The 21,994-nt window shown below is 66.1% G+C and carries 12 protein-coding genes; 3 read left to right on the top strand and 9 right to left on the bottom strand.

The annotated features are described in order from the left end of the window. Positions 1-35: 35 nt before the first annotated feature. Complete coding sequence (locus tag BN1136_RS09415) at positions 36-767, bottom strand: 4'-phosphopantetheinyl transferase family protein (protein WP_043761203.1); 732 nt, start codon at positions 765-767, stop codon at positions 36-38. Between the two features lie 187 nt (positions 768-954). Here BN1136_RS09415 and BN1136_RS09410 point away from each other — a divergent pair, with 187 nt between their 5' ends. After that, entirely contained in the window at positions 955-1,893 is a 939-nt protein-coding gene (locus BN1136_RS09410; protein WP_043761205.1) for an ABC transporter substrate-binding protein, read from the top strand. A gap of 86 nt (positions 1,894-1,979) precedes the next feature. Here BN1136_RS09410 and amoH read toward each other — a convergent pair whose 3' ends face one another. The 7 genes from amoH to BN1136_RS09375 all read right to left on the bottom strand — a co-directional run bounded on the left by amoH (position 1,980) and on the right by BN1136_RS09375 (position 17,610). Further along, positions 1,980-3,524 carry an amonabactin biosynthesis glycine adenylation protein AmoH gene (gene amoH / locus BN1136_RS09405; RefSeq protein WP_043761208.1) on the bottom strand — a complete coding sequence of 515 codons (1,545 nt, stop codon included), beginning with the start codon at positions 3,522-3,524 and terminating at the stop codon, positions 1,980-1,982. Beyond that, positions 3,521-9,820 (bottom strand): amonabactin biosynthesis non-ribosomal peptide synthetase AmoG, encoded by a 6,300-nt coding sequence (gene amoG / locus BN1136_RS09400; protein WP_043761210.1) that lies wholly within the window; start codon positions 9,818-9,820, stop codon positions 3,521-3,523. The genes amoH and amoG overlap by 4 nt, the downstream gene beginning before the upstream one ends. Before the next feature lie 135 nt (positions 9,821-9,955). Then, positions 9,956-10,705, bottom strand: a complete 750-nt coding sequence (gene amoA / locus BN1136_RS09395) for an amonabactin biosynthesis protein AmoA (protein ID WP_043761212.1) — start codon at positions 10,703-10,705, stop codon at positions 9,956-9,958. A gap of 20 nt (positions 10,706-10,725) precedes the next feature. After that, positions 10,726-13,827: an amonabactin biosynthesis non-ribosomal peptide synthetase AmoF gene (amoF, locus tag BN1136_RS09390; protein WP_043761215.1), complete on the bottom strand. Its 3,102-nt coding sequence runs from the start codon at positions 13,825-13,827 to the stop codon at positions 10,726-10,728. Beyond that, positions 13,824-14,735 carry an amonabactin biosynthesis bifunctional protein AmoB gene (amoB, locus tag BN1136_RS09385; RefSeq protein WP_043761217.1) on the bottom strand — a complete coding sequence of 304 codons (912 nt, stop codon included), beginning with the start codon at positions 14,733-14,735 and terminating at the stop codon, positions 13,824-13,826. The genes amoF and amoB overlap by 4 nt, the downstream gene beginning before the upstream one ends. A gap of 23 nt (positions 14,736-14,758) precedes the next feature. Then, positions 14,759-16,426, bottom strand: coding sequence for a (2,3-dihydroxybenzoyl)adenylate synthase (locus BN1136_RS09380; protein ID WP_043761219.1), 1,668 nt, complete (start codon positions 16,424-16,426; stop codon positions 14,759-14,761). Beyond that, positions 16,423-17,610, bottom strand: coding sequence for an isochorismate synthase (locus BN1136_RS09375; RefSeq protein ID WP_043761221.1), 1,188 nt, complete (start codon positions 17,608-17,610; stop codon positions 16,423-16,425). The genes BN1136_RS09380 and BN1136_RS09375 overlap by 4 nt, the downstream gene beginning before the upstream one ends. A gap of 319 nt (positions 17,611-17,929) precedes the next feature. Between BN1136_RS09375 and BN1136_RS09370 the strand changes: the two genes are divergently transcribed. Then, positions 17,930-18,481: a lipoprotein gene (locus tag BN1136_RS09370; RefSeq protein WP_043761223.1), complete on the top strand. Its 552-nt coding sequence runs from the start codon at positions 17,930-17,932 to the stop codon at positions 18,479-18,481. A gap of 148 nt (positions 18,482-18,629) precedes the next feature. After that, entirely contained in the window at positions 18,630-20,627 is a 1,998-nt protein-coding gene (locus tag BN1136_RS09365) for a hypothetical protein (RefSeq protein ID WP_043761426.1), read from the top strand. A gap of 62 nt (positions 20,628-20,689) precedes the next feature. On the opposite strand, the gene glgC is transcribed toward BN1136_RS09365, so the two are convergent. Next, entirely contained in the window at positions 20,690-21,964 is a 1,275-nt protein-coding gene (gene glgC, locus BN1136_RS09360; RefSeq protein ID WP_043761225.1) for a glucose-1-phosphate adenylyltransferase, read from the bottom strand. Between the last annotated feature and the right edge of the window lie 30 nt (positions 21,965-21,994).

Below are 21,994 nucleotides of genomic sequence, written 5' to 3'. Positions count from 1 at the left end.
AAAAACCGCCATCACGGCGGTTTTTTTTTGATGGCTCAAAGCGCCAGCAGACTGATCACGCCCCCCGGCAGGGCTTGCCAGTGCAGGGTGGCGCACCAACGGGCGGGCAGGGCCGGCGTCAGCGGGGTTTTTAGTTCCAGGGCGAGGGTCTGGGACGTCATGGCGAGCCAGCGGGCGTCGAGAAAGTCGAAGTAACGCCCCACCCTGGGATACAGCGCCTTGAAGAGGCTCTCCTTGGCGGAGAACACCAGGGTCAGCCCCTCTACCAGGGTCAGCCCGGCGGTAGCGGCCCCCGCGGCCAGCCGTCCCCACTCTTCCTCATCGACGATACCGGGCCAGAGCGTGCATGCCTGCGCATCCTCGAGCCAGGCTTCCAGATCCAGGCCCAGCCCGCCCTTGCCCGGGCGCACCGCACACAGGGCCACCCCCTCCCCCGAAAGCACGCTGTGGCTGATGCTGCCCTCCAGCCCCGCAGGCCAGAGTGACTCGCGGGCAGCCCCGATAGCCACAGGATGCTCCGCCAGATCAAAGGGGCGCAAGGCCTCCCGGGCCGCGAGGCGCCCCGCCAGAAACTCCCCGAGGCGCTTGGGGGCGGCGCCCTGCAATGACGGCGGTAGGGTGATGCCCTGTTCCCCAAAGCCGTCCGGCGAGAAGGCGGCGGGATCGAAGCAGATCCGGTAGAGGGGGATGTCAGCCCGTCCCGGCATGAAAAAGGCATCGGATTGACGGACAAAGGGCCCGTCGAGAGAGGGGGGAAGAGGCAACATCAAAGGCTCCTGGCATGGGCCTGCGATAGTACCAAAGCAAGCCGATGCCACGCCATAAATACAAATGACAACGTTTCTCACTTGCTTTGTGGTAGCATGTGCCAGCTCATTTGGAGCTTGGTCTGGCGGCCCCGGGCATTACCCACAAGCCCCCTGCGCCACCGATTTCACCCATAAGGATGTCACCATGAAGATCTTCTCCCCCCTGGCCGCCGCGCTCATGCTGACGAGCCTGATCGGCTTTGAGGCCCAGGCCGGCACTCGCCAGGTGCTCGATGCCAACGGCCAGTCCCAGACCGTCCCCGATGACCCCCAGCACGTCGTGGTGTTGAGCGAGCTCGATCTCGACAGCGCCCTGACCCTGGGGGTGCAACCGGTCGGCACCGTCAATGGTCGCGGCCAGTCCACCCTGCCCCGCTATCTGCTGGACATGGCGGGCAAGGAGATCGCCGTGGTCGGGGATCTGGACAACCCCAACCTGGAGAAACTCATCGATCTCGCGCCCGACCTCATCCTCACCGGCCAGACCAAGCCCGAGCTCCTGGCCCTGCTTCAGGAGATAGCCCCCACCGTCGTCACCGGCAACTGGGGCGAGCCCTGGAAAACCGTGTTTGGCCGCAGCGCCGACGCGATGAACCGCAGCGCCGAGGCCAAGGCCTTCCTCACCCGGTATGAGGCCCGCCTGGCGGAGGCCCGCAGCAAGCTCGCCCAGCATCAGGGGGAGCAGATGAGCATAGTGCGCTGGAACCCCAAGGGGCCGAGCTACATGCACGGCGGCACCTTCGCCAGCAGCGTGGTCACCGAGATGGGGCTCACCCGCCCTGCCCACCAGATAGGTGACAAGAGTCCCCACTCCCCGGCCCTCAGTCTCGAGTCCCTCAACCTGCTGGATGGCGACTGGCTCGTGATCGGCACCCTCAGCACCAGCGGCGATGCGGTGGATGCCATGACGCAGGCCGAGCAGACCCCGGCCTTCCAGCAGCTCGGCGCCATCAAGCACAAGCGCTTCGGCGCCGTGGACGGGTCCCTCTGGACCTCCACCGGCGGCCCCCAGGCGGCCCTCAAGGTGATCGACGACGTCGAACAGCTGCTGACCAAACCGGATGCGGCCCCCATCGCTCACTAAGCCCCCCGGTTGACGGCCAACAAGAAGCCCGCATTATGCGGGCTTCTTTTTTATCCATGGCTTTCAACGTCCACTCAGACAGCCATTTATTCCGGCAAGGGCAGCGCCTTTCTGTCCAGCTTGCCGCTGCCGGTCTTGGGCAGGGCATCCAGCAGAATGAGCCGCGCCGGCACCATGTAGTGCGGCAGCGTCGCCTGCAGCCCCTTGCGCAGGGCGAGGCGATTAAGGGTCACCCCGCTTTTCGCCTCCACATAGCCCACCAGCATGGCCTCGTCCCCCTCGCCCACCAGACGCACCGCGGCCTCCTGCACCCCGGCCTGGCGGCGCAGCCCCGCCTCCACCTCGCCGAGCTCGATGCGAAAGCCCCGCAGCTTGACCTGATCGTCGCGCCGTCCCAGATAGAGGAAGCGATCCGCCCCCAGCCGCCGCACCCGATCGCCGGTGCGATAGAGGCGATGGACATCGACCAGCAGGAAGGCCGCCGCCGTCAAGGCCGGCTTGCGCCAGTACCCCTCGCACAGGGCCGGGCTCTCGATACAGAGCTCGCCGCACTCCCCTTCTGCCACTGGCTGCCCCGCCTCGTCCAGCACCCAGTGCCGATAGCCGGGCAGGCTGTGACCTATGGTGATCTGGCCATCAGTCGGTGGCCAGCGCACCTCGCTCACCAGGGACCAGACGGTGGCCTCGGTCGGCCCATAGCAGTTCCACAGCCGCCGGGTGCGGGCACAGAGCTGCTCGGCCAGACCTGCGTCCAGCGCCTCGCCGCCGCACAGGGCGGTGAGGGTATCGCGCCCCTGCCAGCCCGCCTTGAGCAGCATGCGCCAGCAGGCCGGGGTGGCCTGCAGCCAGTTGATGGAGGGGTCGGCCTCGAGCAAGGCCTGCATCCCCAGCGGATCCTTGTTGTGCTGATTGCCTGCCACCGTCAACCGGCCACCCCCCCAGAGCGGCCCCAGCATCTCCAGCAGGGAGATGTCGAAGGCCGGGGTGGTGATAAAGAGCCAGTGGCAGCTCGGTGAGAGTCCGAGCCGCTCGCGGATCCCGTCGAGGAAGCAGAGCAGGGCCCGCCGGCTGATGACCACCCCCTTGGGCTCGCCGGTGGAGCCCGAGGTGAACATCATGTAGGCGGCCAGGGCGTCATCCACCTGGGGCCAGGAAACGGCCCCTGCCGCTGCCGGCCCATCGAGGGTGCGCAGCGGACAACCGAAGGCGGGAGCCGGCCTGTCGCCGTCGCAGATCACCGCCGACAGGCGCGCCTGGCGGGCGATCCCCTGCAGCCGCTCCACCGGAAAGTCCGGCTCAAGGGGCACGAAGGTGAGGCCGAGGCGCAGGCAGGCCAGCAGGCTGGCCACCAGATCGGGGCTGCGGGAGAGATAGAGGCCGACCCGCTCCCCCACCGCCAGCCCCTGCAGGCGAGCGGCAATCCGGGCCACCCGATCATTGAGCGCGCCGTAGCTGAGCCACTGCTCATCTGATCCGCCCTCACTGATGCCCTCCCCACCCATACGGATGGCGGGGGCCAGCGGGCTGGCGGCCAGACATGCCGCAAACCGCGCGCCCAGCTTGGCCGCCCCCTTGGGAGCGACTCTCAGGGGTGACACGGCCGGAGCCTTATGCTTGATGGTCACCGTCATAGCGCGGCCTCCGTTTGGCGCACCAGCCAGTGCAGATAGAGTCGGCTGGGGGATGGATGGGCCTTGAGGGTCTGCAGGGTGAGCGGCGCCCGCTCCTGGCCAAACGCCTCGTTGAGGGCCGCCAGCAGGGCGAGCTGCTGCACCGAATCTATCCCGAGCTCACACAAGGTCTGCTGCCAGATGCCGAGCACGCCGCACTGGCGCTCCCACAGGGCCACCAGCGCGCGGGCCTCGGTCGGCGGCTGAGCCAGGCCGGGGGCAGCCACTTGTGTGACAGTCGATGGTGTGGCGGCCACTTGCGCCCTCCCTGAGAACGGCGCGGCCGCCGCCACGCTGGCTGGCTGGCCCAGATCCGCCTGCGCCAGCCAGCCAAGCTCGGCCAGCCAGTCAGCCAGCACAGCCTCGGCCCGGGCCTCGGGGATCTGCTCGCCGTCGAATTCGAGGCGCAGCTGGAGCGTCTCACCCCGGCTGCTGACCACCAAGGAGAGCGGCAGCTCCACCTTCTCCACCACGGTGCCAAAGCGCGGCACCAGCTGGTGAGGTTCGGGGGCGACAGGGGCCGCCGGCATGGGGTAGTTCTCGAACACGAACAGGCTCTGGAACAGACGCGCCCGGCCTTTGGTCAGCGCCGCCAGCGACTGGGTGCCGTGCTCGTTGAGCGCCATCAGATCGGTCTGCAACCGGGCGATATGCTCGGCCAGGGTCAGCTCGGTGCGCCACGCCAGCGCCAGTGGCAGGCTGTTGATGTAGAGCCCGACGCTCGCGGTGATCCCATCGATGGGATAATCCCGCCCTGGGGTCACGTTGCCCACCAGGGTGACGGCATCGCCAGAGCGGCGTGCCAGCAGACGGTGCCAGGCATATTGGGCCAGCAGGCCAGCGGTCACCCCAAGGTCGCGGGCACGGCGTGCGAGCAGGGTCGCCACCTCGGCCGGCAGCACCGTGGCGCACACCGCCGGTCGCTGCTGGGTATGGCGCCCGCTTGAGCCTGCGTCCAGCGTCACCCCGAACAGGCAGGCGAGATCGTTGGGTTTGGCCAAGAACTCGCCCCGCCCCTGCCAGTAGGCGTCGGCGCTGCGGGCTTGGCTGGCGATATGGCGGCCAAATTCGAGCCAGGCGGTATCCGGCTCGCGCTGGGGCAGCAAACCGTTCATGAGAGACTGATAGTCGCGATGCAGGGAGCCCAGCAACACGGGGCCGCTCCAGCCATCCAGCACGCAGTGATGGGCGCTGAAGATCACCTTGTGGTGATCGGGGGCCAATTTGAAGCAGGCAAGGCGCAGCAGGGGCGCCTGCTCCAGCGGGATCGGGCGGGCCAAATCCTGCTGGCGGTAGGCCTGGACCCGGGCCTCTGCATTTTCCACTTCAGACAAGTCCTCATAGTGGAATGGCAGCTCGGCGCGTTTCATGATGCGCTGCAGCGCCACCCCGTCCGCCAGCACCAGTTCGCTGCGAAGGGCCGACCAGCGGGCGATCTGTCCCTGCCAGGCCTGACGGTAGATTGCCACGTCCAGCGGCTGGTGATAGTCAATCTCGGTCTGCAGGTGATAGGCGTGATCCCGGGGCAGCAGCGCCCTGTGATGGAACATGCTCTGCTGAAGCGAGGTCATGGGCAGCAATGTCTCCACCTCGCGCCCGCTCAGCACCCGATCGAGCGCAGCTTGCGAGAGAGCTATCCCCGGGAAGTCGCTCGGGGTGTGGCGTGGAGCCTTCAGGTTGCAGCAGTGCTCCACCAGCGCCGTCAGGTTGTCCGCCAGCCGCGCCATCAGGGCGTCGCTCGCCTGCTGGTTGAGGGCGCCGACCTGGCGCAGGGTGAGGCGGCCATCAAACACGCCCCCATGCAGACTGACCAGCTCCCGCGGCAGGTTGTCAGGGGAACTGGGTGCCCCCGGCGCCATCGGCAGGGGTTGCCAGGGCTGAACAGCATCGCCCTGATGGCTGACCCCCAGGTAGTTGAAGACCACCAGGGCTTCGGGCAGTGCCCAGCCACGGGGGTGGTGCAGCCGCAGGGCGTTGAAGCCCACCCCCTTGTCCGGTACGGCACGCAGCTGCTCCTTGGTGGCGCAGATCAGCGCATCCCACTCCTTGGCATCCGCCAGCGCCAGCGGATAGGTGCTGGTAAACCAGCCGAGGGTACGGCTCACGTCCAGTTCAGCATCGATGGCTTCACGGCCGTGCCCTTCCAGCATCACGCAGTGACGGCTGCCGTAGCCGAGCTCGCTCAGGGTACGGGTCAGCGCCGCCAGCAGCAGGTCGGGCACCCGGGTGAAGTAGGCCTGGTTGGCGGTGTCGATGAGACGAGCCGTGGTCTCCTGACTCAGTTGCAGCAGGCTGGCGGCGGCGCGGCCATCGGTGGCACGCGCCGCTTCCAGCAGGTGACCCTGGCTGCCTTCCCCCTGAGCCAGCCAGAAGCCAAGCTGATCCTCTTCCCGTTTGGCGTAGGCCGCGAGCCCCTCACCCCACTGGCGATAGCTGCTGCCCTTGGCGGGCAGCGGCTCGCCCCTGCTCACCCGGGCCAGATCCTCGGCCAGAATGCGCCAGGAGACCGCATCGATGACCAGGTGATGGAAGGCAAGGAAGAGTCCCTCCACCGTCTCGCACTCACCCTCCTGCTCGCCCTCCAGGGATAGATTGCGCAGGCGGGCCCAGGCCAGGGTGTGGCCGCTGGCAGGGTCGAGCTCTCCCTGCAGCTCGGTCAGGCGGGCCTGCAGTTCGGGCTCGTCGAGATTGGCGGCATCCAGGGTCGGCAGCGGCGGCAATAGCAGTTCGGCCAGGTAGCGCTGACCGGCCGGGGTCACCGCCAGGCGCAGGGCATCGTGGTGCTGGCGCAGGGCATTCAGCCAGCCGCGCAGGGCCTCATCGTCCACCCCGGCCGGCAGGCGCAGGATCCCCCCCTGGTTCCAGTGACCGGACTTGGCAAAGCCCTGCTCGAAGAACCAGTGCTGAATGGGGTGGAGCGGAAACTCGCCGGTCAGGCTGCCCTGCTCGCTCCTGTGGCTGACGGCTTGCTGCTGGCCGAGCTGGCGGCAGAGGCGGCGCACCGTCTTGGCTTCGAACACGTCCTTCACGCTGCAGTGCAGCCCCGCATCCCGCAACCGGGTGGTGAGCTGGATGCTGAGGATGGAGTCACCGCCCAAGCGGAAGAAGTCATCCTCCACCCCGAGCGGTTGCTTGAGCACCCCTTGCCAGATGGCAAGCACTGTCTGCTCCAGTTCGTTTTGCGGCTCGCCCTTGCTCTGCTGCCAGACGATGGCGGGCAAGCGGCGCAAGTCCAGCTTGCCGTTGGGGGTGAGCGGCATCTCGGGCAGCCAGCAGAGGCGTGCCGGCACCATGTATTCAGGCAGACACTCGCCGGCCCGCTGCAGCAGGGCATCGCCGTCGGGCTCCCTTGCCCCGGCCTGCAAACAGGCATACGCCAGCAGGCGCCCCTCCTGCACCACCACCTTGATCTGGCGCATCGCCGGGCACAATTCGGCAAGCCGGGTCTCTATCTCCCCCGGCTCGATACGATAGCCGCGCAGCTTGATCTGCTCGTCTATCCGGCCCAGATACTGGATGTTGCCATCGCGGCGCAGCAGGGCCCGATCGCCGGTGCGATAGAGGCGATGGGTACGATCCTCATTCGTTGCATCAAAGGCCAGCTCGATAAAGGCCTCCTGGGTGCGCTGTGGCAGATTGAGGTAGCCACGAGCCAGCCCCAGCCCCGCCAGGCAGAGCTCACCGGGGACCCCCACTGGGCAGAGGTTGCCCGCCTCGTCCAGGATCAGCGCCTTCAGGTTGTTGACCGGTCGACCAATGGTGATGGGCGCCCCCGGGGTGAGCCGCGCGCAGAGCGCGGTGACGGTGCATTCGGTCGGGCCGTACATGTTGAACAGCGCCACCCGCTCCCCCCAACGCTCCACCAGGCTGCTCGGGCACGCCTCGCCGCCAAAGCCGATGGCCTTTAGGGAACCGAGATCCGCCACTGGCAGCAGGTTCGCCAGCAAGGCGGTCGGCAAAATCATATGGCTGGCACCCCGAGCGATCGCGGCACTGATCACCCCCTCGCCCGGCTCGCCGAAGTGCAGGGCCGCGCCGCAGTAGAGCGGCAGCAAGCTGGTCATGTTACCGGCATCAAACGAGAGGGACATGCAGTTGAACATGACACCACCCTTCCCAAGGGCGATGCGCTCGCCGTGATCCGCCATCAGGTTGACCAGGCTGCCCTGCTCCACCATGACCCCCTTGGGCAGGCCGGTGCTGCCAGAGGTGTAGATGATCTGGGCCAGCATGGCAGCGTCCCGAGGCAGTGCGGGCGTGCTGGTTGGCATCTTGTCCAGCGTAAGCTGGTACAGATCGTGATATTCGGCAGTCGTGCCCTTGATAGCCTCGCCAAGCCGCGGGTCCGGCACGCCCCCCAACACCAGGCTGATGGAGGCATCGCCCAGGATATGGGCCAGCCGCTCGGCGGGATAGGCAGGATCCAGCGGCACATAGGCCGCCCCCGCCTTCCAGCAGGCGAGCAGGGCGATGACGAAGGCGACATCACGCCTGGCCTGGATGCCGATGGCGGCGCCCGGGGTAACGCCGCAGGATTGCAGCCAGTGGGCCAGCCGGTTGGCACGCACCTCCAGCTCGCCATAGGTCAACGATTGCGCACCGTCGCTGACCGCCAGCGCGTCCGGCAACTGCATGGCCCGCCGCTCGATATGACAGAGCAGGGTATCGCGGCTCGGGTAATCCCGCGGCAGGTCGGCAAGCTGTGCGGCCATCGCGGCCTGGTCGGTGCCCGCCTCCAGCGGCAGTTGCCAGATGTCGGTCTCGGGAGCCGCCACCACGACGCGCATCAGGTGCAGCAGGCGATCGGCAAGAGCCTGGATGGTCTCTCGCTCGAACAGGGCGGTGGCAAACAGCCAGTCCACCCTGACGGAGTCCATCAGCTCGGTCACCTTGACCGAGATGTCGGTCTTGGCCGGCAGCACAGGCGAAGTCTCCTCCACCAGCTGGCAACCGGGGATAAGATCGTTGAAGTCCACCTTGGCCTGATAGACCAGCATGATCTGGAAGATGGGGTTGATGGCAGTAGTGCGATCGGCGCCGATGGCCTCGGCCAGCGCCTCGAAACGGTAGAGCTGGTGATCGAAGGCCGCCAGATCCTCCTCCCGGCACTGCTGCAGATAATCGACAAAGCTGGGCTTGCCGCTGAGTTGAGTGCGCAGCACGAGCGTATTGACGAAAAAGCCCACCAGCGACTCGATCTCGTGGCGCTCGCGATAGGCGAGCGGGGTGCCGATCACCACCTCCTTCTCGCCGCTCTGGCGCACCATCAGCAGGGCAAACAGGGCGTGCAGACCGATGAAGTTGGAGGTGCTGTGGCGCTGACAGAGGCGCTTGAAGCTCTCCCACAGATCGTTGTCGATGGTGGAGAAGACCAGCTCGCCGCCGCTGTCCTGATGGGCCGGGCGCGGCTTGTCGAGCGGCAGGCCGTGCACCTCGGGGCTGCCGCCGAGCCGGTCGACCCAGAACGGCTTGAACTCGGCGTGATAATCGAGAAAACGCGGCGAGTTGAACCAGCGGGCATAGTCGATGTAGGTGAGCGGCAGCTCGCTCACCTGCAGGGGCTCGCGGTTCTGATGGGCAAGAAAGGCTCGCTTGAGGTCCGCGAACATGTTCTTGACCGACCAGCCGTCGGAGATGATGTGGTGCTGAGTGATCAGCAGCACGTGCTCGCGGCTGCCGAGCCGAATAAGGTGCACCCGGCTGAGATCCCCCCGGGTCAGGGAGAAGGGGCGCCCAATCTCCTCGCGCACCCGCCTGGCCACATAGGCCTCGCGCTCGGCTGCGGGCTCTGCGCTCACGTCCTCAATCTGCAGCGTGAAGGGCACGTGGGGCAGGATCTCCTGCGCCCCCCTGCCCGCCTCGTCCTTGATGAAGCGGATGCGCATGCTGGGGTGGCGGGCAAACAGGTGGTCGAAGGCAAACTCCAGCGCCGCGGTGTCCAGCTCGCCGCTCACTCTGAAGTAGACCGGCATATTGTAGAGGTGGGAGGCCTCCTCGTACTGCTCGATAAACCAGAGCCCGCTCTGGGACGACGAGAGCGGCCCCTGCAAGGCCCCCTCGGCGACGATAGGTTCTTCGAAGGCGGCACGGGCCGCCAGGCAGCGCACCAGCTCATCCTTGTGGGCCTTGATGGTGGCGCCGATGGCCGGCGTCACCGCCTCCTTGCTCGACTGGGAGATAAGCTGGCCCTTGTCGTTCAGCGCCAGCTTGACCCCCTGCCGTTCCAGCTGTTTCAACAGCAAAATCATATTGTTCATCTGTACCTCAGACAGCCGGCGTGGCTCGATGGGAAGAAAAACCGTCCTGCCCCTTCTCATTCAGGGCGAGCTTCACGCTCTGACCGTCCAGCCGTTTCAACAGCAAAATCATATTGTTCATCTGTTTCTCAAGCCTCAGGCACTCAGGGTGGCGCCGCCGTCGACGACCAGATCCTGCAGCGTGATGTGGCTGGCCAGATCCGAGGCCAGGAAGAGGACGGTATGGGCGATCTCCGCCGGGGTGGCTACCTTGCGCAGGGGGATACCGAGCTTGAACTGCTCCGGCAACCCGGCAATGGTGCGGGCCATGGCCTCCTCGCTTGGCAGCATGCCGCGCAGCATGGGGGTATCCGTCGAGCCCGGCGACACCAGGTTGGCGCGCACGCCGAAGGGGGCCAGCTCCAGCCCCACCGTCTGGGTCAGGCTGGTGACCGCCGCCTTGGAGGCGCAATAGGCCGCCATCTGCATGCGCGGCACATGGGCGGCGTTGGAGCCGATGGTGACGATGGCGCCGCGCCGCTGCTCCTTGAAGTGGGGCACCAGGGCCCGCAGCAGATAGAAGACGCCGCTGGCGTTGACCGTCATGCAGTCGTGCCAGTCATCATCGCTTAAGGTTTCGGTGGGGCCGAGGCGCAAGACCCCGGCCCCGTTCACCAGCACATCCAGCCCACCGTCCGCCAGCAGCGCTGCGCAGCAGGCGTTGACCGCCTTCGAGTCGCCAATATCGAGCAGCCGGGTGGCATAGGGGTAATCGGCTTCGGGAAACGCCAGATCCAGCCCCACCACGATTGCGCCGGCCGCCGCGAACTGCGTTGCCACCTCGCGGCCGATGCCGCGCCCGGCCCCGGTCACCCAGACCCGCTTGCCAGTGAAATCAAAGGCCATTGCTTGTTGCTCCTTATCCATCACCACACCATCTCCACGCTCTCTTCGTCCTCGGCAAGCAGGCCGTCGAGGAAACGGCAGAAATCGTCGAGGCGCGGGTGATCGAACACGTCGGAGACCTTGACCTGCACCCCGAACTCGGCGCCGAGCCGGTTGACGATCTGGATGGTCTGCAGGGACTGGCCCCCCAGTTCGAAGAAGTTGTCAGCGGGCGCCATGGTGGCCAGCCCCAGGATCTGCTGCCAGATGGCGCCGACCCGGTTCTCGGTCTCGCTGCCGAGGGTCAGGGCTTCGCCGCCCGCCTGGTAGGCGGCCAGCAGGGCCTTGCGATCCAGCTTGTTGGAGCCGGTGCGGGGCAGCTGATCATAGTGGCGATAGTCGGTGGGGATCATGGCGGCAGGCAGCACCCTGGCCAGCTGCGCCTTGATGACCCGGCTGTCGCGCTCCGGCCCCGCCACGAAGGCCACCAGCCGGCGCACGCTGCCGATGCTCACCCCCTGCACGCAGGCCTCGTCCACCCCCGGCAGGGCCAGCAGCTGGGCCTCCACCTCGCCGGGCTGGATGCGATAGCCGCTTATCTTGAATTCGTTGTCGCGCCGGCCGAGGTAGACCAACCGGCCGGCCACCAGGCGTACCCGATCGCCGGTGCGATAGACGGGCATCTGCTCCGCGCCAACCCGCAAGGTATCGAAGCTGCCTTGCACGCCCCCCACATAGCCGTTGGCCAGCTGCGGGCCGAGCAGCACCAGCTCGCCTTCCTCGGCAGGTTGCTCCCCCGCCCCCAGAATGAGCGCCTGCATGCCGGGCAGCGGCAGGCCGATGGGCAACTGGGCCTGGTTTGGGTATTCCTGCTGCAGCTCCTGGGTGGTCACCACCACGGTCGTTTCGGTGGGACCGTAGGTGTTGAAGAGGCGCACATCGGATCGGCCCTGACGCTGCCACTGGGCCAGCTGCTCGGGGTAGACCGCCTCGCCGCCGATGATGACGGTGGTAAGCCCGGCAGGAATGTGGGCCTGACCCGCCGTCAGTGCCACCACCCACTCGTTCCAGAACGCGGTGGGCAGGTCGAGGTGGGTGATCCCCATCTGCTCCACCCCGGCCGCAAAGGCGGGCATGGATTCCAGCAGGGCGTCGGTGCGCAGCACCAGGGTGGCGCCGGCGCTCAGGGTGGCGAACACCTCCTCGATGCTGGCGTCGAAGTTGAAGGGGGCGAATTGCAGCATCCGCGCCTCTTCATCCAGGTGGTAGCGGCAGCGGGCCGCGGCGGCGAAATGATCCAGCGCGCCGTGGCTCACCGCCACCCCTTTGGGCAGGCCGGTCGAGCCCGAGGTGAACATCAGGTAGGCGACGGCGCGACCGGCGGCCGGCTGGTTGAGCCGATCGCCGCTTACCAGATCCCCCGCCAGCAGCGTGCGTCCCTCTAACAGGCTGGCCAGCTTGTGGCGGTACTCGGCCTGGGTGATCAGGGTCTTGACCTCCCCCAGCCGCAGAATATGGCCCTGGCGCTCCAGCGGCTGCTCGGGGTCGAGCGGCACGTAGACGGCGCCGGCCAGCAGCACCGCCAGCTGGGCGAAGATGGCCTGGGGGGTGCGGGCCAGCATGACCCCCACCTTGTCGCCGGGGGCAACGCCTTCGGCCTGCAGGGCGGCCGCCATCTGTTCGGCTCTGGCCAGCAGCGCCTCGTAGCTGAAGCGGGTCTCTCCCTGCTCCGTGCTCTGAATCAAGGCAATCTTGTCCGGGGTCCGGGCGGCGAAGTGGCAGAGTGCCTCCAGCACCGGTCGTGCCTTGATCACTTCATGGGCTGGGCCGGCGATCAGGGCGCTGGCGCGCTGCTCGGCCAGCCAGTCGGCCTTGAGCGCCCCCAAAGTCTGGGCGGGCTCGGCCAGCCAGCGCCCCAGCAGGGCAAACAGGGTATCGGCGATGGCAGCCAGATCCGCCTGACAGTAGCAGCCGGGGTTGGCGTCCAGATCCAGTCTGGGCTGGCCATCGACGCCGACCTGCACCTCGATGGTGAGATCCTCCACCGGGCCGGCGCTGATGTTGAGAATATGGGCAGATAGCGGCCCGAAGCGGCGAGCGTGATCGAACGGCATGATGTTGACCAGCGGGCCGAACAGGCGCTTGTCGCCCCCCACCAGACCAAGGTCGCGGCGCAGCAGCTCGTAGCGGTAGTGCTGGTGTTTGCGCACCCCGCGCTTGGCCTTGGCCACGGCGCCGGCGGCTCCCGCCAGATCCAGTTCTTCACCCAGTGTCAGCGCCAGGGGGGTGATATTCATCTGCATGCAGGGCACGGTCAGCGACGCCGAGCCGATGCGGTTCATCATCATCAGGCCGAGCAGGGTCTGGCCCTGGCCGCTCGACAGCGACAGCTGGGCAGAGAGGCCGGCCAGCAGCAGATCGGGCCAGCCCAGCTTGTGCTCGTCGGCAAAGCCGGTCAGAGATTGCCAGAGCGCCGCCGGCAGCGGACGCCTCTCGCGGATAAATTCGGCCGCGATCGGCGCGCGGGTCTCGCCAAAGGATTTTACCTCGGGCCAGCCTTGCAGCTGCTCCTGCCAGAAGGCGCGGGCGGCGGCGCTCTTGCCGCTTAGCTCGCGGCTCGCCTCTTCCGCCAGCACCTCAGCCAACGAGCCGAAGGGGGATGGGGAGTTCATCTCACCGGCCAGCCCCTCTGCATACAGCTCGGCGATGCGCTGGAACAGCAAGGTGGTGCCAAAGCCATCGAGGGCAATGTGGTGCACGCAGCTGTAGAGATAATCGCGGCCGGGGCCGCGCAGCAGGGCGAAGCGGCAGGGCGCTTCTTGGGTCAGCTCGAACGGGCGGCGCAAATCGGCCCAGGCCCAGGCGCGGGCCAGCGTCTCGTCATCGCGCTCGAGGGAGACCTCTTCATAGGCCATGGGCAGCTCGGCCGGGACGAAGCAGACCGCCTCACCGTCCTGCTCGAAATGGCCCTTGAGCGCCTCGCACTCCCCCACCGCCTTGGCAAGGGCCGCGGCCAGCACGGCCGCCTCGACCTTGCCGTCGAAGGCGATGCACTCGGCGGTGTTGAACATCGCCTTGTCATCGTTGAGCAGATGTCCGGACCAGAGCCCCTGCTGGGGGATGGTCAAGGGGAAGCGGTTCATGGGGTCACCTCCAGCGCCTGGGCTGCCAGCCTGGCCTCGATGAGGCGCCACCAGCCGTTGAGGGTCGGCAGCTTGGCAAGATCCACGAAGCCGAGCTCCACCCCGGCGGCGCGCCACTCGGTGAGCAGGGCCATGATCCGCACCGAATCCAGACCGTAGTCGATGAGGTTCTCGTCGGGGTCAAACTCCCCTTCATCCTCGTCGATATGGCTCAGCAGCCGTGCCTTGAGCCCCTCATACGTCAGCAAGGGATTGGTGGGCTGGGCAGCAGAAGCGGAAGCCGGGGCAAGGGCCAGCACCTCCTCGCAGCGGATCACCTTGCCGCAGCGGGTCGCCACATAGTCGAGCGCCATCTGGTGATCGGCCAGGGAGAAGTCCGCCACCCCGTCCGCCAGGAAGAAGGGCTGGATGTCGCGCATGAAGGCGTCGCAGGCGGTCATCATGCAGCCGATATGGCCGTAGATGCCGCCGATGATCAGCTGATCCCGTCCCAACTCTTTGAGCATCTGCTCCAGCTCGGAACGCTGGAAGGCGCTGTAGCGCCACTTGACCAGCACGGTGTCGTCACGCTCCGGGCGCAGCGCTGCGACTACCTGCTGCTGCTCGGGCCGTTTGTTGAGACCCGGGCCCCACATGTCATTGAGCAGGGCGCGATCTTCAGGGGATTGATCCTTGGGCTGGGCGGTGTAGAAGACCGGAATGCCGAGGGCCTTGCACTGCTTGCGCACGGCGGCCAGGCGCTCGGTGAGCGCCGCAATCAGCGGGCTGTTTTCGCCATAGAAGGCGGTGAAGTACTCCTGCATGTCGTGGATCAGCAGGGCGGCGCGTTTGGGTTCCAGGGTCCAGTCGACCTTGTTGGCCTTCCACTGGCTGGGCATGGCGTAATTGTTCAGGGTTGGGATAGCCATAACGTCATGATTCCTTTTTAGTTTTATGCGGTTGTCAGGGGCTGGTTGGCGGCGATGGCGTGCGCAATGCGCGCCCGCAGCCCCTGCTTGTCAATCTTGCCCACCGCCGTCATGGGCAGGGCATCCAGGGTTTCGAAACGGTCGGGCAGCTTGAAGTCCGCCACCCCGCGCTCGCGCAGAAACTTGCGCAAGGTCAGCGGCTTGAGCCCCGGCTCGGTGGTGACGATAAAGGCGCAGCTCTTCTCCCCCATGGCGCTGTCGGGCATGGAGACCAGGGCCGCATGGGTGATGGCCGGGTGGTGCAGCAGCTGGTTTTCCACCTCTTCCGCCGCGATCTTCTCGCCGCCCCGGTTGATCTGATCCTTCTGCCGCCCCACTACTGTGAGGTAACCATCGGCATCCTGTACCACCAGATCGCCGGAGCAGTAGAAACCCTCGCTATCGAACACCCGGGCGTTGTGGGCCGGGCTCTGGTAGTAACCGCGGAAGGTGTAGGGACCGCGGGTGTGCAGGGCGCCAGGCTCGCCGGGAGCGACCGGGTTGCCCGCCTCATCGAGGATGCGCACCTCGTCGTCCGGGCTCATGGGGCGGCCCTGGGTGTGAATGACCTTCTCGTCGGGGTCGTCCAGCCGGGTGTAGTTGACCAGCCCCTCCGCCATGCCGAACACCTGCTGCAGCCGGCAGCCGAGCAGCGGCCCTATCTTGCTGGCGACCGCCTCCCCCAGCTTGGCGCCGCCCACTTGCAGCAAGTCGAGGCTCTCAAGCTGGGTGCGCGCAGCGGGGTCCGCTTCCGCGGCCTGCAGCCAGAGGGAGACCGCCGGCGGCACCAGCGAGGTGAGATTGACCCGGTGGCGGGCGATCAGCGGGAAACAGCTGATGGGGCTGGGATCGGGTGCGAGCACCACGGTGCCGCCCGCTTCGAACACCCCCAGGGCGCCCGGGGAGCTCAGGGGGAAGTTGTGAGGCGCCGGCAGGGCGCACAGATAGCGGGTGTGGGGGCCAAGGCCACAGATTTCATTGCTGCGGCGCACGCTGTACAGGTAGTCATCGTGGGTGCGGGGGATGAGCTTGGGGGTGCCGGTGCTGCCACCGGAGAGCTGGAAGAAGGCCACCTCGTCTGCCGGAGTCGGGGCAAAGGAGACGGATGGGGTGCCCCCTTCATCCCCCTCTCCGAACCAGCGGGTCAGCCCCAGCTCCCCCCCGTCGCCATCCAGCAGCACCAGTTTGGCGCCGATGGTTGTCAGCAGCTCGCTCTCGCGCCCCTTGGTCGCAAACAGCGGATGGGCCAGCGAGCCGACAAAGAGGCGCGGTGTGATCTGCTCGGCATAAGAGAGGAGCTCCAGCCGGTTGTGGCTAAAGAGCGCATTGACCGGCGCGATGCCGGCCTTGAGCAGGGCAAAGAACACCAGATAGAACTCGGCCACATTGGGGAGCTGCACCAGAGCTGTGTCCCCAACCCCCAGGCCGTGGCGGGCCAGATTCGCGGCCAGCCGGCTTGAGGCGGCGTCCAGCTCGCCATAGCTGAAGCGGCGCTCACCGCAGAGGATGGCCTCGGCGTCGGGGGCCAGCTCGCACTGGCGCGCCAGCATGGCGGTCAACGGCTCGCCGCGCCAATAGCCCTTGGCGCGGTAGTGCTGGGCCAGCTCCTCGGGCCAGCGGGTATAGGGCAGGAAACGGTTGGTATCGCTCATTGCGCGACCTCCAAATCCAGACCCAGGGCCTTGAGCATGGTCCCCAGCTTGGTGCCGGTCTCGGCCCACTCCATGGCGGGATCCGAGCCCGCGACGATGCCGGCGCCGGCAAACAACTCCACCTGATGGCCATCGAGCACGCCGCAGCGGATCACCACGGCCCACTCGCCGTTGCCCTGGCTGTCGCACCAGCCGACGATGCCGCTGAACAGGGCGCGCCGGAAGGGCTCCTGCTCGCGGATAAACTGGCGGGCGAGTTCGGTGGGATAACCGCACAGGGCCGGGGTGGGATGGAGCTGGCAGGCAAGTGACAGCACCGATGCCTCGCCGCCGTGCAGCCGGCCGGCGATGGGGGTGCCCAGATGCCAGAGGGTATCCGTGCTCATCAGGGAGGGGTGAGCGGGGATCGCCAGCTCGCGGCAGTGAGGGGTCAGCACCCGGCGGATCTCGTCGATCACCAACTTGTGTTCATGCTGATCCTTGCGAGAGGCCAGCAGATCCCGGGCCACCATCTCGTCTTGCGCCGGCTCGCTCGCCCGTCTGGCGGATCCCGCCAACGGGTGGGTGAACACCTCTCCCCCGCTGACCCGCAGCAGCAGCTCCGGGCTGGCACCGAGCAGGCGGCGGCCCTGGCCAAGCGGCAGGGAGAAGTGGAAGGCGTAGGGATTCTGGGCCATCAGACGGGTCATCACCCGCTTAGGGTCGGCGGGCTGATGCAGGGTGAGTGTCAGCTTGCGCGACAGCACCACCTTGGACAGCCGACCTTGTGCAAACGCATCCAGCGCCGCGCTGACCGAGGCCTGAAATTCGCTGGCCGGCGGGGTGCTCTGCACCGAAATGACCCGGTTGGCCTCGACGGTCTGCTCCACTTCTGTCGCCGGTGTCGGCTCTGTCGGAGCCAGTTTCTCGCCCCGCTTATAGCGGCCGGGCACATAGAGGCAGGAGGCCTCTGCCGGGTCGAAGGCGAAGGCACCGATCAGAAGGGGGTTGGTCTGGCCGGCAGCCTTGGCGGCATCGAGGGCCAGGGTTATCTGCTGGGCCAGCAGGGGCCACTCGCAGGCGGGGGTGGTGATGGGTTGCCCCAGGTCAGTGGCACTGATCGTGCCCTGACCCGAGGTAAACAAGAAATCAGGCGACATCTTCGCCTCGGCAGGTGCGCCATTGTCCATTACTCGAGTATTCACGTTACACCCTCAAAGAAGATTCAAAATGATAATGATTATCAATTTGTCTTTGTGCGGCGGTAAAATACTCGCTTTGAAATCACGGGGTCAATGGGATTTTACATCGATAAAACAGGATCTTGTCTGTGGATATACCCTTGAGGGCGCCAACGCTGGCTTGCTGGCGGTGGGCAGCAAAACCTACTCGAATGAAAACACATGTCCATCCCCATACGGGGATGCGACAGAAACGGGAGAAAAGCACTCCACTGGCGGCCAACCCGCTTTGCCTCTAAGATGGCGCCATCTCTTGTGACAGCCCCGATAACGGAACCCTCCCATGTTGAAACACCTGCTTCTGCTCCCCTTCGCCCTGCTGCTGGCGGCCTGCTCGCTCACCCAGTACAACGTCAGCGAGAGGGAGATCAACCAGTACCTCCAAGAGAGGGTCGCCTTCGAGAAACAGCTGGGGATCCCCGGCATCATGTCGAGCAAGATCCGCCTCGATGACATGGTGAGCCGCATCGGCCGCACCCAGGCCGACAAGGTCGAGCTGGATGCCGCCGGCGATCTGCAGGTGGCGAGCCCCCTTGGCAGCCAGCAGATGAAGATCCGCCTCTCCCTGCGCGCCCGCCCGGACTACGTGGCCGAGCAGGGGGCCATCTACCTGCGCGATCTGGAACTGCTCTCCGTCAAGACAGAGCCGGCCGACGTGGGCGCCGCCCTCACCCCGCTGCTGCCCACCTTCAACCAGTCCCTCTCCCTCTTCCTCTCCCAGACCCCCGTCTATCGTCTGGATGGCGCCCGCCAGAACGAGGCGCGGATCAAGGAGAAGGTCGAGGCCCTCAAGGTGGAGCCGGGTCGTCTGGTGATCCCCTTCAAACTGATGTGATACCTGCCGCCGCGTCCCCCTCTCCCCCAACTCCCCGGGGCGCGGTTTTTTCTTCTCAAGCTTCCCCCTTTGCCCCATAATGCACACCATTCTCATTTAGATTCATGAGAAGCGTCATAATAAAATCAGATATATGGGTGAAAAGGACATGAGAAAAACCGTTCTGGTGCAGGCGATCGCCTGTGCGTTGCTTGGCAGTGCCGCGCACGCTGCCGTCAAAGTGGAAGACAAGACCTTCAACACCGCCGCCAACATGCTGGCCTACACCGAATTCGAGCTCTCCGGCGAGCCCCTGGCCGAGACCCTCGGTCTGGATCTGGACGTGCTGGATGCCAACCGTGCCGACGAGCCGACCCCGTTCGACTTCGCCGCCGGCATCGAATCCTACGAATACTCCGAAGAGGCGATGTACGCCCTCAACTACCAGTCCGGCATGGGTCCGCACCTGGTGAACGGGCCGCAAAACCTGGCTCGTGGCGGCACCCTGGCCGACCTGGGCAAGCGGGTGCTGGCCATGGCCGAGGCCGTCGGCTTCCCGGCCGATGAAGTGCCCCAGGGCATGTATCCCCTCTCCCTGCCCTACGCCTCCGCCAACCCGGAGTTCGCCCAGGCCGTGAACGCAGCCCCGGTCAATGGCGACCAGATCACCATCAAGACCGCCAAGGGCAACGAGAAGAGCGTCAAGACCCAGGTCCCTGCCTACTTCCGCGACTACGCCACACTGCGCTGGAGCGGCAGTGACAACCTGCTGGTCCCTGCGGCCGTGGGCGGCATCCTGCTCAAGGAAGTGATGTGGTCCCAGGACTTCCTCGGCGGCATGCACGTGGCCGAGACAGATGAAGAGGTAGAGGCCGCATCCGCCACCATGGATCAGGACGGCAAGCACAAGCTCGGCGTCTCCGCCGCCGACGGCTTCAACGGCATGATGCTGACCGAGCAGTCCATCGACAAGCTGGCCATCCTGCAGGGCCAGCTCGGCTTCGACGGCAAGACCCTGGGTGCCAGGATCACCCCGCAGTACGATCCGGCCAAGGGCGTGGTCTACTTCCCCCATCAGGTGAAAGTGACCGAGACTGCCAAGAACGAGGTCGGCGCCATCGGCAAGCTGGACGTGGTGGACGGCTCCGCCCAGCTGCGCGACGCCTGGATGCTGCTGTGGCCGCTCTCCGAGTTCTACGCCTTCAGCGATCAGCGCAGCGCCAACACCAACCAGAACCCGGCCTTCCACGCCGTGTTTGACGGTGCCCCCTTCGCAGCAGCACCGGCCGCCAACAAGGGCAACGATCTGGGCAAGGCGGTGGCGGGCAGCGATGCCTTCTCCCTGGCCCTGAACCTCTCCAACCTGACCTTCAAGAACCTGCAGGCCCTGCACTTCGAGCCCAAGGCCGGCACCCTGGTGGACAGCTGGCAGGATGGCAAACAGGCCAAGCACGTCACCGCCTTCGACGCCGCCTACGCCCTGGTCGCCCTGCAGATCTTCCAGCGCGCCCAGGACGCCCTGCCGGTGGGCTACGCCGCCGGTGACAACGGCGAGCTGAACCTCAAGACCAGGCAGGGACAGGAGGCGCTGGCGCTTATCGCCAAGCAGGCCGACTTCATCCTGAGTCAGCTCAAGGGCAGCAACGGCCTCATCCATGACGGCATCACCCTGGGCGGCAAACCCGATGCCGGCCAGTCGGTCGAGACCCAGTTCGCCGCCATCCGCGGCCTGACCGCCGCCTTCCTGGCCACCTCGGATGCCAAGTACCGCACCGCGGCGCGCGAGCTGTTCATCGCCACCGACAAGGCCTACTTCAACCAGAAGGCCGGTACCTGGCTGGCGGGCAAGCAGGGTGAATACACTCCCTGGACCCAGGCCGCCATCTCCGGCGCCCTGCGCTCTGCCATGCTGAACCTGCGCAACGAAGGGGCCGAGAAGGCTCCAGAGCTGGAACTCGCCACCCTGACCAAGCAGTACGTGAGCTGGTTCCGCGGCACCGTGAACGGCGGCATGCAGATGGCCGAATGGGTGGGCGACTCCGGCGAGAATCTGGTGGAAGGCGCGGGCCATGACACCGACGAAGACGGCGTGCCCCAGGTGACCGCCGCCGGTGGCAAGCACGGCACCGCCATGGTGATGGCTGGCAAGGCCGTGATCGGCGAGTGAACCCTGTAATACCCCATGAAAAAGGGAGCCTTTGGCTCCCTTTTTTTATCCTGCCGTCAAGCTCACACCAGCTTGGCCAGCATCGGCTTGGTCACCAGCACTATGCCCTGCTCGGAGCGGTAGAAGCGGCGTGCATCTTCGTCCGCATTCTCCCCCACCACCAGGCCATCCGGCAGCTTGCAGCCCTTGTCCACCACCACCCTGCGCAAGCGGCAACCGGCCCCAATCTCGACCCCGGGGAAGATCACCGCCTGATCCAGGGTGCAGAAGGAGTGCACCCGCACATTGGTGAACAACACCGAGTTGAGCACGAAGGAGCCGCTGACGATGGAGCCCCCCGCGAACATGGAGTTGATGGTCATGCCGTGCTGACCGTTTCTGTCCTGCACGAACTTGGCGGGCGGCGACATGTTCTGGCTGGTCCAGATGGGCCAGCTCTCATCGTAGATGTCGAGCTCGGGCACCACGGACGCGAGATCCATGTTCGCCTCCCAGAACGAGTCCAGGGTACCCACATCGCGCCAGTAGGGTTTCTGCCCCTCCTTGGCACCGACACAGGACATGTTGAACGGGTGGGCGAATGCCTTGCCCTCCCCCACGATGCGCGGGATCACGTCCATGCCGAAGTCATGCTTGGACTCCTGGTTGTGGATGTCCTCCTCCAGCAGCTGGTAGAGGTAATCCGCCTCGAAGATATAGATACCCATGGAGGCCAGGGAAACGTTCTCGTTACCCGGCATGGCGGGGGGGTTGGCCGGTTTCTCCACGAAGGCGCGGATCTTGCGCTGATCGTCGATGTCCATCACACCGAAGGCGGAGGCCTCACAGCGCGGCACCTCGATGCAGGCCACCGTCACCTTGGCGCCGAGGCGCACGTGATCGAGCAGCATGGCGGCGTAGTCCATCTTGTAGATGTGGTCACCCGCCAGCACCACTATGTATTTGGGGCCGTAGTCGCGAATGATGTCCACGTTCTGATAGATGGCGTCTGCTGTCCCGCGATACCAGTGCACTTCGTCCACCCGCTGCTGGGCGGGCAGCAAGTCGATGAACTCGTTCATCTGGTAGCGCAGGAAGGACCACCCGGACTGCAGGTGGCGCAACAGACTGTGAGACTTGTACTGGGTCACCACACCCACCCGGCGGATGCCGGAGTTGATGCAGTTTGAGAGCACGAAGTCGATGATGCGGAATTTACCGCCAAAATGGACGGCGGGTTTGGCACGGTTGTCGGTCAGTTGCTTCAGGCGACTGCCTCGTCCCCCTGCGAGCACCAAGGCCATACTCTGATTCAATAGCTGCCGCGCTTTGGCTGTGTTTACGGGTTCTAGCGACATATCTACCTCTGCTCTGTTGGGGCTGTTTTC

Source organism: Aeromonas taiwanensis (genome assembly GCF_000820165.1).
GTDB classification, from domain to species: Bacteria; Pseudomonadota; Gammaproteobacteria; order Enterobacterales; family Aeromonadaceae; genus Aeromonas; species Aeromonas taiwanensis.
The sequence above is the reverse complement of the archived record's forward strand: the minus strand, read 5'-3'. Positions and strand labels throughout refer to the sequence as shown.